This window comes from Acidovorax sp. NCPPB 3576, from assembly GCF_028473605.1.
Lineage (GTDB): Bacteria > Pseudomonadota > Gammaproteobacteria > Burkholderiales > Burkholderiaceae_C > Paracidovorax.
Genome location: NZ_CP097267.1, coordinates 5270489 through 5284316 on the forward strand (window position 1 = coordinate 5270489; position 13828 = coordinate 5284316).

16 protein-coding genes are annotated in these 13828 nt (G+C 69.5%); 9 read left to right on the forward strand and 7 right to left on the reverse strand.

What is annotated here, in order from left to right:
* Positions 1-90: 90 nt before the first annotated feature.
* Together M5C98_RS23990 and M5C98_RS23995 are read right to left on the reverse strand one after the other, a co-directional pair.
* On the reverse strand, positions 91-1716 hold the full coding sequence (locus M5C98_RS23990) for a methyl-accepting chemotaxis protein (protein WP_272550050.1): 1626 nt from the start codon (positions 1714-1716) through the stop codon (positions 91-93).
* Positions 1717-1820: 104 nt separating this feature from the next.
* Positions 1821-4157 (reverse strand): heavy metal translocating P-type ATPase, encoded by a 2337-nt coding sequence (locus M5C98_RS23995; protein ID WP_272550051.1) that lies wholly within the window; start codon positions 4155-4157, stop codon positions 1821-1823.
* Positions 4158-4297: 140 nt separating this feature from the next.
* On the opposite strand from M5C98_RS23995, the gene M5C98_RS24000 reads away from it, so the two are divergent.
* The 6 genes from M5C98_RS24000 (at position 4298) to M5C98_RS24025 (ending at position 8219) form a co-directional block, all read left to right on the forward strand.
* A complete protein-coding gene (locus M5C98_RS24000; protein ID WP_272550052.1) occupies positions 4298-4495 on the forward strand; it encodes a heavy-metal-associated domain-containing protein in 198 nt (65 codons plus the stop codon).
* Positions 4492-4977: a Cu(I)-responsive transcriptional regulator gene (gene cueR, locus M5C98_RS24005; RefSeq protein WP_272550054.1), complete on the forward strand. Its 486-nt coding sequence runs from the start codon at positions 4492-4494 to the stop codon at positions 4975-4977. The genes M5C98_RS24000 and cueR overlap by 4 nt, the downstream gene beginning before the upstream one ends.
* A gap of 93 nt (positions 4978-5070) precedes the next feature.
* Positions 5071-5874 (forward strand): enoyl-CoA hydratase/isomerase family protein, encoded by an 804-nt coding sequence (locus M5C98_RS24010; protein WP_272550055.1) that lies wholly within the window; start codon positions 5071-5073, stop codon positions 5872-5874.
* Positions 5875-6047: 173 nt separating this feature from the next.
* Complete coding sequence (locus M5C98_RS24015) at positions 6048-7235, forward strand: acetyl-CoA C-acyltransferase family protein (RefSeq protein ID WP_272550057.1); 1188 nt, start codon at positions 6048-6050, stop codon at positions 7233-7235.
* 82 nt (positions 7236-7317) lie between these two features.
* Positions 7318-7710 (forward strand): BPSL0067 family protein, encoded by a 393-nt coding sequence (locus tag M5C98_RS24020; protein WP_272550058.1) that lies wholly within the window; start codon positions 7318-7320, stop codon positions 7708-7710.
* Between the two features lie 23 nt (positions 7711-7733).
* Positions 7734-8219: an STY0301 family protein gene (locus M5C98_RS24025; protein WP_272550060.1), complete on the forward strand. Its 486-nt coding sequence runs from the start codon at positions 7734-7736 to the stop codon at positions 8217-8219.
* Between the two features lie 126 nt (positions 8220-8345).
* On the opposite strand, the gene M5C98_RS24030 is transcribed toward M5C98_RS24025, so the two are convergent.
* Positions 8346-8594: a DUF3297 family protein gene (locus M5C98_RS24030; protein ID WP_272550061.1), complete on the reverse strand. Its 249-nt coding sequence runs from the start codon at positions 8592-8594 to the stop codon at positions 8346-8348.
* A gap of 99 nt (positions 8595-8693) precedes the next feature.
* On the opposite strand from M5C98_RS24030, the gene M5C98_RS24850 reads away from it, so the two are divergent.
* Both M5C98_RS24850 and M5C98_RS24040 read left to right on the forward strand, forming a co-directional pair.
* On the forward strand, positions 8694-9122 hold the full coding sequence (locus M5C98_RS24850) for an STM2901 family protein (protein WP_442867304.1): 429 nt from the start codon (positions 8694-8696) through the stop codon (positions 9120-9122).
* Complete coding sequence (locus M5C98_RS24040; protein ID WP_272550063.1) at positions 9116-9490, forward strand: DUF1493 family protein; 375 nt, start codon at positions 9116-9118, stop codon at positions 9488-9490. The genes M5C98_RS24850 and M5C98_RS24040 overlap by 7 nt, the downstream gene beginning before the upstream one ends.
* Before the next feature lie 83 nt (positions 9491-9573).
* Here M5C98_RS24040 and M5C98_RS24045 read toward each other — a convergent pair whose 3' ends face one another.
* The 4 genes from M5C98_RS24045 to M5C98_RS24060 all read right to left on the reverse strand — a co-directional run bounded on the left by M5C98_RS24045 (position 9574) and on the right by M5C98_RS24060 (position 12819).
* Complete coding sequence (locus M5C98_RS24045) at positions 9574-10827, reverse strand: nucleoside recognition domain-containing protein (RefSeq protein WP_272550064.1); 1254 nt, start codon at positions 10825-10827, stop codon at positions 9574-9576.
* A 25-nt stretch (positions 10828-10852) separates the two neighbouring features.
* Complete coding sequence (locus M5C98_RS24050; RefSeq protein ID WP_272550065.1) at positions 10853-11344, reverse strand: DUF2214 domain-containing protein; 492 nt, start codon at positions 11342-11344, stop codon at positions 10853-10855.
* A gap of 9 nt (positions 11345-11353) precedes the next feature.
* Positions 11354-11746 (reverse strand): DUF6152 family protein, encoded by a 393-nt coding sequence (locus M5C98_RS24055; RefSeq protein WP_272550066.1) that lies wholly within the window; start codon positions 11744-11746, stop codon positions 11354-11356.
* Positions 11747-11808: 62 nt separating this feature from the next.
* Positions 11809-12819 (reverse strand): recombination-associated protein RdgC, encoded by a 1011-nt coding sequence (locus M5C98_RS24060; RefSeq protein ID WP_272550068.1) that lies wholly within the window; start codon positions 12817-12819, stop codon positions 11809-11811.
* A 365-nt stretch (positions 12820-13184) separates the two neighbouring features.
* On the opposite strand from M5C98_RS24060, the gene M5C98_RS24065 reads away from it, so the two are divergent.
* The gene (locus tag M5C98_RS24065; protein ID WP_272550069.1) at positions 13185-13772 is read left to right on the forward strand and encodes a Spy/CpxP family protein refolding chaperone; all 588 of its coding nucleotides are present in this window, start codon (positions 13185-13187) and stop codon (positions 13770-13772) included.
* Positions 13773-13828 lie beyond the last annotated feature (56 nt).

Genomic DNA, 13828 nt, shown 5'->3' on the forward strand with positions numbered 1-13828 from the left:
CGCCGGCATGGCGCCGGTCCGGGAGGGGCAGGAAGAATGCAAGAAAGGGGACGGCGGAGATGGCCGGAAGGACCGGCCCGCCCGCCCGGGTCAGCCCCCGGTGAGCTGCGGCCGCGCCAGGCTGGCGCCTTCCACTGCTGCGTAGGCCTGCCCGTCGGCCAGATGGAACTGCTGCACCACCTGCGACAGGCGCGCGGCCTGCTCGCGCAGCGATTCGGCGGCGGCAGCGGATTGCTCCACCAGCGCGGCGTTCTGCTGCGTCATGCGGTCGATCTCGCCCACCGAGCCGTTGACCTGGCCGATGCCCGTGGTCTGCTCGGCCGAGGCGGAATTGATCTCGCCGATGATGTCCGATACGCGCTGCACGCTGTCCACGATTTCCTTCATGGCCGCGCCGGCATCCTCGACATGCCGCACGCCGCCGTCCACCGCGGCCACGCTGGAGCTGATCAGCGCCTTGATTTCCTTGGCCGCTTCGGCCGAGCGCTGAGCCAGGCTGCGCACCTCGCCGGCCACCACCGCGAAGCCCCGGCCCTGCTCGCCCGCGCGGGCGGCTTCCACGGCCGCGTTCAGCGCCAGGATGTTGGTCTGGAAGGCGATGCCGTCGATCACGCCGATGATGTCGCCGATCTTGCGGCTGGAGCTGGAGATCTCGTGCATGCTGGCCACGGCCTGCTGCACCACGCTGCCGCCGCGCGTGGCGATGCCCGATGCGGACGACGCCAGTTGGTTGGCCACCTGCGAGGACGAAGCCGTCTGCTGCACCGTGGTGGTGAGTTCCGCCAGCGAAGCCACGGCCTCCTGGGCGTTGCTGGCCGTCTGCTCGGTGCGGCCGGACAGGTCCTGGTTGCCGGTGGCGATCTCGGCGCTGGCGGTGGCGATGCTGCCGCTCGCATCGCGCACCTGCGAGACCAGCGCCCCCAGGCCCTGCTGCATGTCGCCGAGCGCACGCTGCAGGTCGGCCACTTCGTCGCGGCCATCCACCTGCACGCGCTGCGACAGGTCGCCGCCGGCGATCGCCAGGGCCATGCGCCGCGCCTCGGCCAGGGGACGGCAGATGGACACCATGTTGAGCAAGGTCAGCGGCACCACCACCACGATGGTGATGAGCACCGCCAGCACGAAGAGCCACTGGGTCTCGCCGGACACCTGCTTTTGCCGGGCCGCGACCTCGGCCACCTCGTCGCGCAGGCTGGTATCGAGCTGGGCCATGAGCTTGTCCGCCTCGGCGAACTCGGCCACGGCCTTGCCGCTCATGCGGTTGGCGACGGTGGCGGTGTCGTAGCCGCCGGCCTCCAACTGCCGGGCCACGTGCCCGAACTGCTCGCGGTACACGTCCAGCCGCTTGACGATGTCGCGCACCAGGGCGTTGTCCGGGTCTTCGGGGCCTTCGAGGAAGCGGGCCGCGACCTTCTTGGCGCGGTCCAGGCTGGCCAGCCAGGCCGTGTGGGCCTGCTTGACGCCCTCGGGCTTCTCGTACTGGATGATCATGTCCTTCTCGAACTGGCGGATGGCACCCATCTCGCCGCGCAGCTCGGCCATGTAGCCCACCTCGGAGAAGGAATTGGCCATGAACTCCTCGCTCATCGCATGGATGCGGAACATGCCCAGCATGCCCGCGCCCCCCAGCAATCCGAGCAAACCCAGCACCACGGCGATCGCACCCAGCATGCGGACCCGGATGGAAAAACCCCGCATGAGCGAAAAGAAATTCATAGTTGTCGTCCTCTAATCTCTTCGGTGCCAAGGAAGGATGCGCACCATATGCAACCAAACGTTGCAGTGTGCCAGACCCATCGGCTTTTAACCGAATGTAACTATCAAACGCGCCAGCGCTTCAATAGCAACGCGTTCGCCATCACACTCACCGAGCTGAGCGCCATGGCCGCACCCGCCACCACGGGGCTCAGGTAGCCCAGCGCCGCGAGCGGGATGCCGGCCACGTTGTAGGCGAACGCCCAGAACAGGTTCTGCCGGATCTTGGCCACCGTGCGGTGCGAAATGTCCAGCGCCGCGGCCACCAGCCGGGGATCGCCGCGCATCAGCGTGATGCCCGCCGCCTGCATGGCCACATCGGTGCCGTTGCCCATGGCCATGCCCACGTCGGCGGCGGCCAGGGCCGGGGCGTCGTTCACGCCGTCGCCCACCATGGCCACCGCATGGCGCGCCCCGCGGTGAACGCCCGGCCCCGCCGCGGCTTCGGCCTCGGACCGCAGGCGCGCCACGCACGCCGCCTTGTCGCCCGGCAGCACCTCGGCCATCACCTCGCCGGCATCCGGGTCCAGCCCCAGGCGGCGCGCCATGGCCTCGGCCGCGCCCCGGTGGTCGCCCGACACCATCACCACGCGAAGACCGCGCGCCCGCAGCGCCGCCAGGGCCTCGCGTGCGCCGGGCTTGGGCTCGTCGCCGAAGGCCAGCACGGCCCGCAGCACCCAAGCCGCGCCGGCCGGTCCTCCGCCCGGCTGCGCTTCGGCCACGGCCGACACGCTGGCACCGGCCGATTGCAGTGCGGCGGCGGGTGCGGCCAGGGCGCCCAGCGGCACGCCCAGTTCCTCCATCCAGCGCAGGCTGCCCACGCGGAAATGGCGCCCGGCCGCCGTGCCCTCGGTGCCCCGGCCCGGCACGGCGCTCACCGCCTGCGGCGCGGGCACACCCAAGCCGCGGCGACGGGCCTCCTGCACCACGGCGCGGGCCAGCGGGTGCTCGCTGCCGCTCTGCACGCCGGCCACCGCCGCGAGCAATGCGGCCCCGTCCTGCCCGGGCGCCACCTCGAAGGCGGTCAGCCGGGGCTGGCCCACCGTCAGCGTGCCCGTCTTGTCGAAGGCGACCGTGCCCACGCGGTGCGCGCGCTCCAGCGCCTCGGCGTCCCGGATCAGGATGCCGTGCCGGGCCGCCACGCCCGTGCCCGCCATGATGGCCGCCGGCGTCGCCAGGCCCAAAGCGCAGGGGCAGGCGATCACCAGCACCGCCACGGCGTGGATCACCGCCGCCTCGCCGCCGGCGCCCACCCAGAGCCAGCCCAGCAGCGTGGCCAGCGCGATGCCCAGCACCACCGGCACGAAAACCGCCGACACCCGGTCCACCAGCCGCTGGATCGGCGCCTTGCCGGCCTGCGCGTCTTCCACCAGCCGGATGATGCGGGCCAGCACCGTCTCGGCCCCCACGGCCGACACCTGCACCACCACCCGCCCGTCGCCGTTGACCGAGCCGCCCGTGAGCGCCTCGCCCGTGGTGCGCGGCACCGGCAGCGGCTCGCCCGTCAGCATGGATTCATCGACCTGCGTGTGCCCTTCCAGCACCGTGCCGTCCACGGGGATGCGCTCGCCCGGGCGCACCACGATCCGGTCGCCGGCCATCACCTCGGCCACGGGCACGTCCAACTCGCCATCGGCGCCCACCAGGTGCGCCACGTCGGGCCGCAGGGCGTGCAGCGCCCGGATGGCCGCCGTGGTCTGGCGCTTGGCCCGCGCCTCCAGCCACTTGCCCAGCAGCACCAGCGTGATCACCACGGCCGAGGCCTCGAAGTACAGGTGCGGGGCATGGCCGGCGGGCGCGGTCAGCCACAGCCAGAGCGACAGCCCGTAGCCTGCGCTGGTGCCGATCGCCACGAGCAGGTCCATGTTGCCGGCGCGCGCCTTGAGCGCGTGCCAGCCGGCCCGGTAGAACCGCGCGCCCAGCCCGAACTGCACCGGCGTGGCCAGCAGGCACTGCAGCCACGCCGGCAGCATGCCGTGCGGGCCGAGCAGCGCGCCGAAGCGCTCCGGGAACAGGCCCAGCAGCATCGGCAGCACCAGCGGCGCCGACAGCGCCAGCCCCAGGGCCACCGGCCCGAAGCCCGCCCAGGGCGACTGGCCGCGCGCCTCGGCGTCCTGCACCTGCGGGGCGCGGGGCTCGTAGCCCGCGTTGCGCACCGCCCGGCGCAACTGCGCCTCCATCGCCGCGGCCGCACCGGCCACACCGGCAGCACTGGCCGCATAGACCACATGGGCCCGCTCGGTCGCCAGGTTGACTGTGGCCTCCTGCACGCCCGGCACCTTGCGCAGCGCGCGCTCCACGCGGCCCGAGCAACTCGCGCAGGTCATGCCCCCGATGCCCAGGTCGAGCGTGGCCGGGGCGGCATCGGAGGGGAATAGCGGGGCGATGGAGGTCGGGTTCATGGTGGGCACCTTAAACCTTGACGCCATGGCAAGGTCAAGCGAACCATGGAAAACGCCGAGCCGCTTGACTCTGCCACCATGTCAGGGTTCATGATGCAGACCGCTTTCTCTTTTTCCCAACCCACCGAACGGAGCACCCCATGCAACACCATCTCCAAGTCACTGGCATGACCTGCGGCCACTGCGAACGCGCCGTCGTCCACGCCGTCCGCCAGGTCGATCCCGACGCCACCGTACAGGTGGACCTGGCCCAGGGCAAGGTGGTGGTCGAAAGCGACCAGGCACGCGACGCGCTGGCCGCCGCGATCACCGAAGAGGGCTACACGGTCGCCGCATGAGCGCCACGGCCACGCACCAAGCCACACCGCAGGGCGGGCCGGTGCCCATCGGCACTGCCGCCGAGCGGGCCGGGGTCTCTCCGCGCATGGTGCGCCACTACGAGGCCCTGGGCCTGCTGGCCGGCGTGGCGCGCACCGGCAGCGGCTACCGCCAGTACACCGAGGCCGACGTGCACACCCTGCGCTTCATCCGCCGCAGCCGCGATCTGGGGTTCTCGATGCAGGAGATCGCCACCCTGCTCGGCCTGTGGCAGGACAAGCGCCGCGCCAGCGCCCATGTGAAGCAGATCGCCCAAGCCCACATCGACGACCTGGCCCAGCGCATCGCCGCCATGCAGGCCATGCAACGCACGCTGCAGTCGCTGGTGGGCTGCTGCCAGGGGGACGCGCGGCCGGACTGCCCGATCCTGGACGACCTGGCCGCAGCGCCCGGGGATACTGCCCCGGTCATTCATATCAAAAAAGATAGCAACTGGCCCTAGCATTCTTTGCCGCCAAGGCACAAAAGCCTTGCAATGGCCTGCAGCAAAAGCGGTGGCAGCTCATTTTTCAATAGCAAAACACAGGAGACAACGATGCCGCAGCCACCCGCACCCGACGCCGCCAGCCCGCCCCTGGTCTTTCGCCGCGAAGGGGCCGTTGCCACGCTGCAGTTCAACCGCCCGGCCGCGCTCAACGCCATCGACGTGCCCATGGCCCAGGCCCTGTGCGCCGCCGCGCGCAGCATCGCGGCCGATCCGGGCGTGCGGGCCGTGGTGCTGTGCGGCGCGGGCAAGGGCTTCATGGCGGGGGGCGATCTGGCCACCTTGCGCGAAGACCCCGTCCAGGGCGCCGCCGACCTGCTGGGCCCGCTCAACGAGGCCGCCACCCTGCTCGCGAACATCGACGCGCCCGTCATCGCCAAAGTGCATGGCGTGGCCACCGGGGCCGGGATGAGCCTGATGCTGCTGGCCGACTTCATCCTCGCCGCCGAGGGCACGCGCTTCAACCTGGCCTACATCAACCTGGGCACCAGCTGCGACGTGGGCGCCTCGTGGGCCCTGCCGCGCCAGGTGGGCCTGCGCCGCGCGCTGGAGATCGCCCTGCTCGGCGACACGCTCACCAGCGCCGACGCAGAGCGCCTGGGCCTGGTTAACCGGGTGGTGCCCGCCGACCAGCTCGATGCGGCCGTGGACGCACTCGCCACGCGCCTGGCCGCCGGCCCCACGGTGGCGCTGGGCCACATGCGCCGGCTGATGCGCGCCTCGTTCGACCGCGACCTGCCCGCGCAGCTGGAGGCCGAAACCCGCGCCTTCGGCGACTGCGCGCGCACGGCCGATCTGGCCGCGGGCATCGCCGCCTTCTACGCCAAGGAAAAGCCGCGCTTCGAAGGGCGATAGGCAAAAAACAATGGGGCGCGGCACCGGCGGCTGACGCCCAGGCGCCTGCCCCGCTCGCCGCACAGCCCTAACATCCCGTCCGATCCACACGGCGCAGCACCCGCACCGCAAAAAGACCCGCCCCCGATTTTCAGAACCTGTCCGTCCATTCATTCCTTGAGGAGACCCCTGCCATGAACCACCGCGACGTCTTCATCGTCGGCACCGCCCGCACCGCCATCGGCACCTTCGGCGGCACGCTCAAGGACGTGCCCAACAGCCAGCTGGCCACCACGGTCACGCGCGCCGCCATAGAACGCAGCGGCCTCGCGCCCGACACGGTGGGCCATGTGGTCATGGGCAACGTCATCCCGACCGACACCAAGGACGCCTACCTCGCCCGCGTGGCCGCCATCGATGCGGGCTGCCCCATCGAGACGCCGGCCTTCAACGTCAACCGCCTGTGCGGCTCCGGCCTGCAGGCCATCGTGTCGGCGGCGCAGGCCATCGTGCTGGGCGACTGCGACGTGGCTATCGGCGGCGGCAGCGAATCCATGAGCCGCGGCCCCTACTTCGACACCGCCGCGCGCTACGGCCAGCGCATGGGCGACGCCAAGAGCATCGACTACATGCTGGGCATCCTGCACGACCCCTGGCAGAAGATGCACATGGGCATCACCGCCGAGAACGTGGCCGAGCGCTACCGCATCAGCCGCACCATGCAGGACGAATTGGCCGCCGCCAGCCAGCACCGCGCGGCCGCCGCCATCGCCGCCGGGCACTTCCAGGCGCAGATCGTTCCGGTCGAGATCGCCACGCGCAAGGGCACCGTGCTGTTCGACACCGACGAGCACGTGCGCGGCAACACCACGCTCGACGTGCTGGCCGGCATGAAGCCCGCGTTCAAGAAGGACGGCGGCAGCGTCACCGCCGGCAACGCCTCGGGCATCAACGACGGCGCCGCCGCCGTGGTGCTGGTGGCCGGCGACCGCGTCGCGGCGCTGGGCGCCAAGCCGCTCGCGCGCCTGGTCGGCTATGCGCACGCGGGCGTGGACCCGGCCTACATGGGCATCGGCCCCGTGCCGGCCACGCGCCAGGTGCTGCAGCGCACGGGCCTGAAAATTGAGGACATGGACGTCATCGAGGCCAACGAGGCCTTCGCTGCCCAGGCCTGCGCCGTCATCCAGGAACTCGGCCTGGACCCCGCCAAAGTCAACCCCAACGGTTCGGGCATCTCCCTGGGCCACCCCGTGGGCGCCACCGGCGCGATCATCACGACCAAGGCCATCGCCGAGTTGCACCGCACGGGCGGGCGCTATGCCCTGGTCACGATGTGCATCGGCGGCGGGCAGGGCATCGCGGCCATCTTCGAGCGGGTTTGAAACGATTGGAAACAGCCCGGTAGAAACTGCGCAGTGGGGCACGGGGCCGAATAGGATCGGCCCCTTTGTCCACCAAAAAACGATGCCTTACATCTACCAGAACGCCGAAGCCCTGGAGGGAACCAGCAAGGTCGGCAGCAAGCACTGCGTGGCCCTGCTGCAGCACTATGCGCAACTGCCCCACACCAGTTCCTGGAAACCGGGCGAAACCGTGTTCGGCAACGCCAACATCAAGAAGGGCACGGCGATCGCCACCTTCAACGACAAAGGACGCTACGGCAGCCTGCCCACGGGCAACCACGCCGCGTTCTTCATCTCGCAGGACCCTGGCGGCATCTGGATCATGGACCAGTGGCTGAGCGATACGCAAAAACCCAAGGTCTCCATGCGCTACGTCCGCCCGAAAGTCCAGCGCAAGAACGGGGATTTCGCCGATCCCAGCAACAACGCCGCCGCGTATTCCGTCATCGAATGAACAACGACCCAGGAAAACGCCCCATGCGCCCTGCCACCCCTCTGCGCCGATCGCCAGCCCGCTCTGCGGCCCTCTCCCTCTCCCTCGCCCTGGCTGCGGCGGCAACCGCCGCCCTGTCCGGCCCCGCGATCGCCGCCACGGCATCGCTGGAATGCCCGGCCACCGTGCGCCTCACCTCGCCCCGGGCGGAGGCCGCCAGCCTGCCGGCCGGCACCGAGATCGTGCTGGACCAGCGCCCTCTGCGCCTGACCGGCCACAACGTGTTCGACGGCCCGCCCGCCCAGGGCGCCGTCCTCATGCCGCAATCGGACAAGCCCGGCAAGGGCGGCTCCATGGCCGTTTGGAATTTCGAAGGCGACTACCCCCAGGGCAAGTTCCTTGCATGCGACTACGCCGGCGGCGCCGTGCGCGTGGTGCAGCGCGTGGACGACGCGGTGAAACGCTGCACCGCCCAGTCGAGCACCACGAAGAACCCGGCCACGCTGCAGACGCGGTTCCAGTGCGAGTGAACACGCGCCTGAGGGCGCGCGGCGGATGGCCCGGCAGGCGGGGGCCCACCGCGACGGCCCCCACCGCCCACTTGCTATTTTTTCAATAGCACACCAGGCAAGCAATCCGCCGGCATGGCGGGGTTTTCACTTGTAGAACGCTTCCACCGCGCCCTTGAGCGTGATCATCAGCGGCCGCCCCTTGCGGTCCACCGTCTTGCCCGCGGGCACCTTCACCCAGCCTCCGCTCACGCAGTATTCCTCCACGTCGAAGCGCTCCTTGCCATTGAAGCGGATGCCGATGTCGTGCTGGAAGACAGCGGCGACATGGTGCGGGCTGCGCGGGTCGATGGAAAGGTGGTCGGGCAGATCGGGGCGTTGCGGAGCGTCGGTCATCAATTTTCTCTTCTGAAAACAAAAATCAACAATGGAGAGCGAAATAATCGGATGGGTTAATGATTCAATCCTGCACGATCAATAACAAAGGGAGTCATCCTGTCAAATACCTATCAATACCATGACCTCGCCGACCTTTCTCCGGAAGAATTATTCCTGTGGATAGCCATCGACCAGACACTGGATCAACTGGGCGGGGTCGATATCGCCGCTGCAGCGGCCATCCTTTCAGGGCAGCCATTCCTGCCGACGCGCGGTAAATTCTCAGGAGCGACCCGAGGAACATCGATCGCTTCGGTGGTATCAAGAAAAATGCTGCAGCAGCGAATGCCCTTTGCTTTGCCGACCCTCACGGGGGCCAGCTTGAGAACGCTCAGACTGACTTTCACCAGGAGCCTCGGGGCCTTCGTGGGGCGCTTGGTTCCTGGCGTCGGCTGGACCGTGCTGGCCTACGATGTTTTCCAGATCATCAACCAGTCGATCACGAAGTACAACGCCCTCGCGAAGAAAGAAGACCGCCTATGGTAGCCGCCGCCCCTTCCGACTTATGGAAAGACCTGGTTCAGCTGGCATCGTCTGTCGATTCCATGGGATTAAGGCAGCTGGGAAAGCAAATCGATTACACGCCCCATACCGATCTGGTCAAAGACCTGGGCTTGACCGGCGATGACGCCTTTCATTTCATGGAAAATTTTGCTTCCAGGTTCCATGTGGCCCCAGGCGATTACCGGCCATCCGACTATTTCGGCGCAGAAGGTCTCTGGCTGCTTTCCCCTTTCAAGAAAAACAAGCGCACCAGACCCATTACCCTGGGCATGCTCCTCCTGGCGGCAAAGGCAGGCGTGTGGGATGCACAAAGGCTTCAACAGGCGCATGAGCAAAAACAGTACGGCTGACTCGCGGTCGCAAGATCGCGCAGGTGATTGATCAGCCGGTGCCCGTGGTCGTCTTGGCTCTGCCCAAGCCGGGGTCCAATCCCTTACCGCAGCATCGCGTACCCCACCCCGATCGCCGCCGCCAGCCCCACCGCATCCGCCACCAGCGCGCACGCCAGCGCATGCCGCGCGTGCCGGATGCCCACGCTGCCGAAGTACACCGCCAGCACGTAGAAGGTGGTTTCCGTCGAGCCCTGCACGATGGCGGCCAGGCGGCCGGCGAAGGAATCGACGCCGTGCGTCTGCATGACGTCGATCATCAAACCCCGCGCGCCCGCGCCGGAGAGCACTTTCATCAGCCCCACGGGCAGGGCCGGTAGGAACGCGGTGTCCCAGCCCATCGCCGCCACGCCCGCGCCGATGGCACCCAGCAGCGCATCCATGCAGCCGGCCGCGCGGAAGACGCCGATGGCCGCGAGGATGGCGATGAGGTAGGGCACGATCTGCACCGCCACGCCGAAGCCTTCCTTGGCGCCTTCGATGAAGGCGTCGTACACGTTCACGCGCCGCACGGCGCCCGCCAGCACGAAGAGCATGACCACGCCCAGGATGACCGCGGCCCCGGTGGTCCCGGCGATGCGCGCGGCCTGCTCGGCCGGCAATCGGGCGAGCGCGGCGACCGCTGCCGCCAGCAGCCCGGCCACGGCCAGCACGGGCAGCAGCAGGCGCGCGCGCCACAGGGGCAGGCGCTGGCACACGGCCACGGCCAGCACGCCCGCCAGCAGCGAGGCGAAGGTGACGAGCAGGGTCGGCAAAAAGATGTCCGCCGCATTGAAGCCCGCGCCCAACCCCTGCTTGAGGGCCAGGCTCTGGCGGATGGCGATGACCGAGGTGGGAATGAGCGTGAGCCCCGCGGTGTTCATCACCACGAACAGGATCTGCGCGTTGCTGGCGGTGTCGGGCTGGCTGGCGTTGAGGGTCTGCAACTCCCGCATGGCCGTGAGGCCGAGCGGCGTGGCGGCGTTGTCCAGGCCCAGCAGGTTGGCCGAGAGGTTCATGGTCATCGCGCCCTGCGCCGGGTGGCCGTCGGGCACGCCGGGGAACAGCCGTCGCAGCAGCGGCGCGGCGGCGCGGGCGAGCAGCTCGATCATGCCGGCGCGCTCGCCCACGCGCAGCAGGCCCAGCCACAGCGCCATCACGCCGGCCAGGCCCAGCGAGATCTCGAAGCCCGAGCGGGCCGCATCGAACAGCGCGGCCAGCAAGGCCTGGAAGATGCCGTCCGCGCCCAGCAGCCAGCGCACGACGGCCGTGGCGAACGCCACGGTGAAGAACCCGATCCAGACCCAGTTGAGCGCCATGGCCGGGATGGTAGCCGCACGGACCCTAGAGAAATCCGATCCAGCGCCCCGCCAGCACGGCACCCAGCCACAGCGCGAGCGACACCGCGGCCTGCATGCGCACCCAGCCGCCGGCCTGCCCTTCGCGCAGGGCGCGCGCCCAGTGCCCGCCGGCATGCAGCGCCAGCGCATTCAGCAGCGCCAGGCCGATGACCACGACCTTGGCCAGGAACGCCGGATTGGCCAGGTAGTCGGCCGGCCGGGTGGCGAACAGCCACAGCCCGGTGGCCAGGGCCAGCGCGATCCCCGCGGCCGCCGCGCGCGACAGGAACGGACCCAGCAGCGCGAGGGGAATGCGCCGGCCGATGGCGCCCCACAGGCGCAGGTCCAGCAGCACGGCGGCGCCCACGCCCAGGCCCAGCACGGTGATGTGCAAGGCGTTGACCACCAGGTAGGCGGTGCCGGACTGGCGCAGCCACGCGGCCGGGGCCGACGCGGCCAGCGCATCCAGCAGGGGCGCGAGCCCGGCGAAATCCATGGGGGCCTTCTAGCGTTTGGGGTTCTGGATGCGCTCGGGGTAGAGGTCGTAGGTCTTGCCGCCGACCTGGATCTGCACGGCCTTCATGCGCCGCTGGGAGGCGTCCCGGTCACGGTTGCCGATGGCGGTGATGGCATCGCCCGGCTTGGCAGAGGCGGCGGTGAAACCGGAACGCTCGGTCTGCGACGGATTGCCCAGCTCCACGCGCCAGACGGCGCCCTCGGCGGTTTTCACGTCCAGCATCGGGTGGGGCGGCGCCATCTGCACGCGCTGCACGGTGCCGGCCAGCTCGGACTGGGCTTCCTCCGCCCAGGACCAGCCGTGGTGTGCCTGCGCGGGGCCGGCGATCAGCGCCGCGAGGGCGATGGCGCTACCAGCAATGGAACGGGTCATGACAGTCATCGGATACCTCCAGGCAGACATGGGAACAGGACGGCGGGGGTGCCATGAGCACCGCCCGTCGGTCAAAACGGCGCGTCGTCGTCGGCGTCGCCGGCCGCCGCTGCCGCGGGACTGCCGGCAGGCGAAGCATCGGCAGTCGCAGGCGCATCGGCGGCAGGCGCTGCGGGCGGCGTGCCGCCCAATTCGGTGCGGCCTTCGCCGCCCAGCGCCTCGATCAGGTCGGGGATCAACTTGCTGAGCTCGCCCGTGGCGATGGCCACGTCGGTGTCGAAGCCGCCGTCGTCGGCCTTGGTGCCTTCGAACACGGTGTCCAGGAACGATATCTTGCGCACCTGCAAGCCTTCGCTCAGCAAAAAGGATACGCGGTCGTCCCAGGTCATCGCGAGCTTGGTGGGCAGCTTGCCGGCGGCAATGTGCTCACGCACCTCGTCGATGTCGAGCGGATGGCGGGCATAGCGCACCACGGCCTTGGCCTCATCGGCGCTCTTGAGCTCGCATTCGCGGTCCACGCTGAAGCCCACGGGCGGCTCCTGCGTGCTGAGCCAGTGCGACATGGCGGCCTGGGGCGAGGTCTGCGTATCGAGCAGCGCCACCGACAGGCCGGGCAGCGCCTCCACCAGCAGGGTGACGACCTCGTCGGCGCGGCCCTGGCTGCTGGTGTCCAGCACCAGCCAGTGGGCCTGCGGGTCGATCCACACCCACATCGATCCCTGCTTGGTGAAGGCCATGGGCAGCAGGTCGAGCTTGGCCTCGTCTTTCAGCTCCTTGGCTTCCTTCTTGCCGGGCTTGCGGCCGGTTTCCTGCTCGATGCGTGCGGCCTTTTCCTTGACCTTGCGGTTGAGCACGGAGCCGGGAAGCATCTTGGACTCGACCATGAAGCGCAGCACCCACTGCCCGCCCACGGATTCGGCCATGAGGCCGTGGGCATCGCCCCGCGGCGGCACCCAGCCCAGCGATTTTTCCTGCGTGGCGCCGCACTCCACGAACGGCGTCTTGGCCAATGCCTCTTCCACCTGCGACAGGTCCACCTGCCATTGCGGCGCGATGCGGTACACGATCATGTTCTTGAACACGGAAATCCTTCAGCTCTGACGTTCATTGGCACACCCTGGGCGCGCGCCCGTCCGGGCGGCGCGGTGCAACGGGGTGCCATTGTCGGGGGTGCGGTCGGCGCCGGGCCCGCGGCCTGGCGTGGCTTTCACCGGCCTGGCACCCCGTTTGCTATCGATTCAATAGCTTCACAGGCAATCAATACGACGGCATGGAGCCATTTCAACCCCTCATCGCACGGACGGGGCAACCAACCCTTGTCACAACTTTACACAGCCACACGAACGCCTCACGCCGGCGTTACACAGGGGGAAGACACTGGCCCTCAACCGCTGCAACGGTCGTTGCGGCGGACCCACTCGCCCCCTGGGGCAAGAAAGGAACCACCATGTCCATCTTCTTCCAACGACGCATCGCCGGCGCTGCCGCCGCCACCGCCCTGCTGGCCGCTCTGGCCGCTCCCGCTTTCGCGCAGACCCCTGTTCCCGCTCCGTCCACGCCGCCTGCCGCCGGCCAGTCGCAGGACGGCCCGCGCCACCGCATGCCCAGCCCCGAGCAGCGCAAGGCGCACATGGAGCAGCGTGCCAACGCGCTCCAGCAAAAGCTGCAGCTCACCCCGGCCCAGCAGCCCGCCTGGGAAACCTTCAAGGCCGCGATGCAGCCGCAGGAGCGCGGCGCGCGGCTCGACCCCAAGGGGCTCGACCAGCTGACCACGCCCGAGCGCATCGACCGCATGCGGGCCATGCGCGCCCAGCACAGCGCGGAGGCCGATCGCCGCGATGAAGCCACCAAGGCGTTCTATGCCGCGCTGACCCCAGCGCAGCAAAAGACGTTCGACCAGGAAAGCCGCCGCATGCACCGCCACCCCGGCATGGGCGGCCCACGGGACGGTGAGCACGGCAAGGACGGACGCCACGGCGGCCCACGGGGCGATCGCCCGGCCGTGCCGCCGGTGCCCGCACCCGCGCCTCAGTAAGTAAGCGGTCGGTCCCTGGGGGTTTGCGCACAGTCCGGACATCCCTGCATACCCCC

Bases quoted from the DNA above. Each gene is read 5' to 3' on its own strand.
- M5C98_RS23990 (WP_272550050.1), bottom strand. From the start codon at position 1,716: ATGAATTTCTTTTCGCTCATGCGGGGTTTTTCCATCCGGGTCCGCATG.
- M5C98_RS23995 (WP_272550051.1), bottom strand. From the start codon at position 4,157: ATGAACCCGACCTCCATCGCCCCGCTATTCCCCTCCGATGCCGCCCCG.
- M5C98_RS24000 (WP_272550052.1), top strand. From the start codon at position 4,298: ATGCAACACCATCTCCAAGTCACTGGCATGACCTGCGGCCACTGCGAA.
- cueR (WP_272550054.1), top strand. From the start codon at position 4,492: ATGAGCGCCACGGCCACGCACCAAGCCACACCGCAGGGCGGGCCGGTG.
- M5C98_RS24010 (WP_272550055.1), top strand. From the start codon at position 5,071: ATGCCGCAGCCACCCGCACCCGACGCCGCCAGCCCGCCCCTGGTCTTT.
- M5C98_RS24015 (WP_272550057.1), top strand. From the start codon at position 6,048: ATGAACCACCGCGACGTCTTCATCGTCGGCACCGCCCGCACCGCCATC.
- M5C98_RS24020 (WP_272550058.1), top strand. From the start codon at position 7,318: ATGCCTTACATCTACCAGAACGCCGAAGCCCTGGAGGGAACCAGCAAG.
- M5C98_RS24025 (WP_272550060.1), top strand. From the start codon at position 7,734: ATGCGCCCTGCCACCCCTCTGCGCCGATCGCCAGCCCGCTCTGCGGCC.
- M5C98_RS24030 (WP_272550061.1), bottom strand. From the start codon at position 8,594: ATGACCGACGCTCCGCAACGCCCCGATCTGCCCGACCACCTTTCCATC.
- M5C98_RS24040 (WP_272550063.1), top strand. From the start codon at position 9,116: ATGGTAGCCGCCGCCCCTTCCGACTTATGGAAAGACCTGGTTCAGCTG.
- M5C98_RS24045 (WP_272550064.1), bottom strand. From the start codon at position 10,827: ATGGCGCTCAACTGGGTCTGGATCGGGTTCTTCACCGTGGCGTTCGCC.
- M5C98_RS24050 (WP_272550065.1), bottom strand. From the start codon at position 11,344: ATGGATTTCGCCGGGCTCGCGCCCCTGCTGGATGCGCTGGCCGCGTCG.
- M5C98_RS24055 (WP_272550066.1), bottom strand. From the start codon at position 11,746: ATGACTGTCATGACCCGTTCCATTGCTGGTAGCGCCATCGCCCTCGCG.
- M5C98_RS24065 (WP_272550069.1), top strand. From the start codon at position 13,185: ATGTCCATCTTCTTCCAACGACGCATCGCCGGCGCTGCCGCCGCCACC.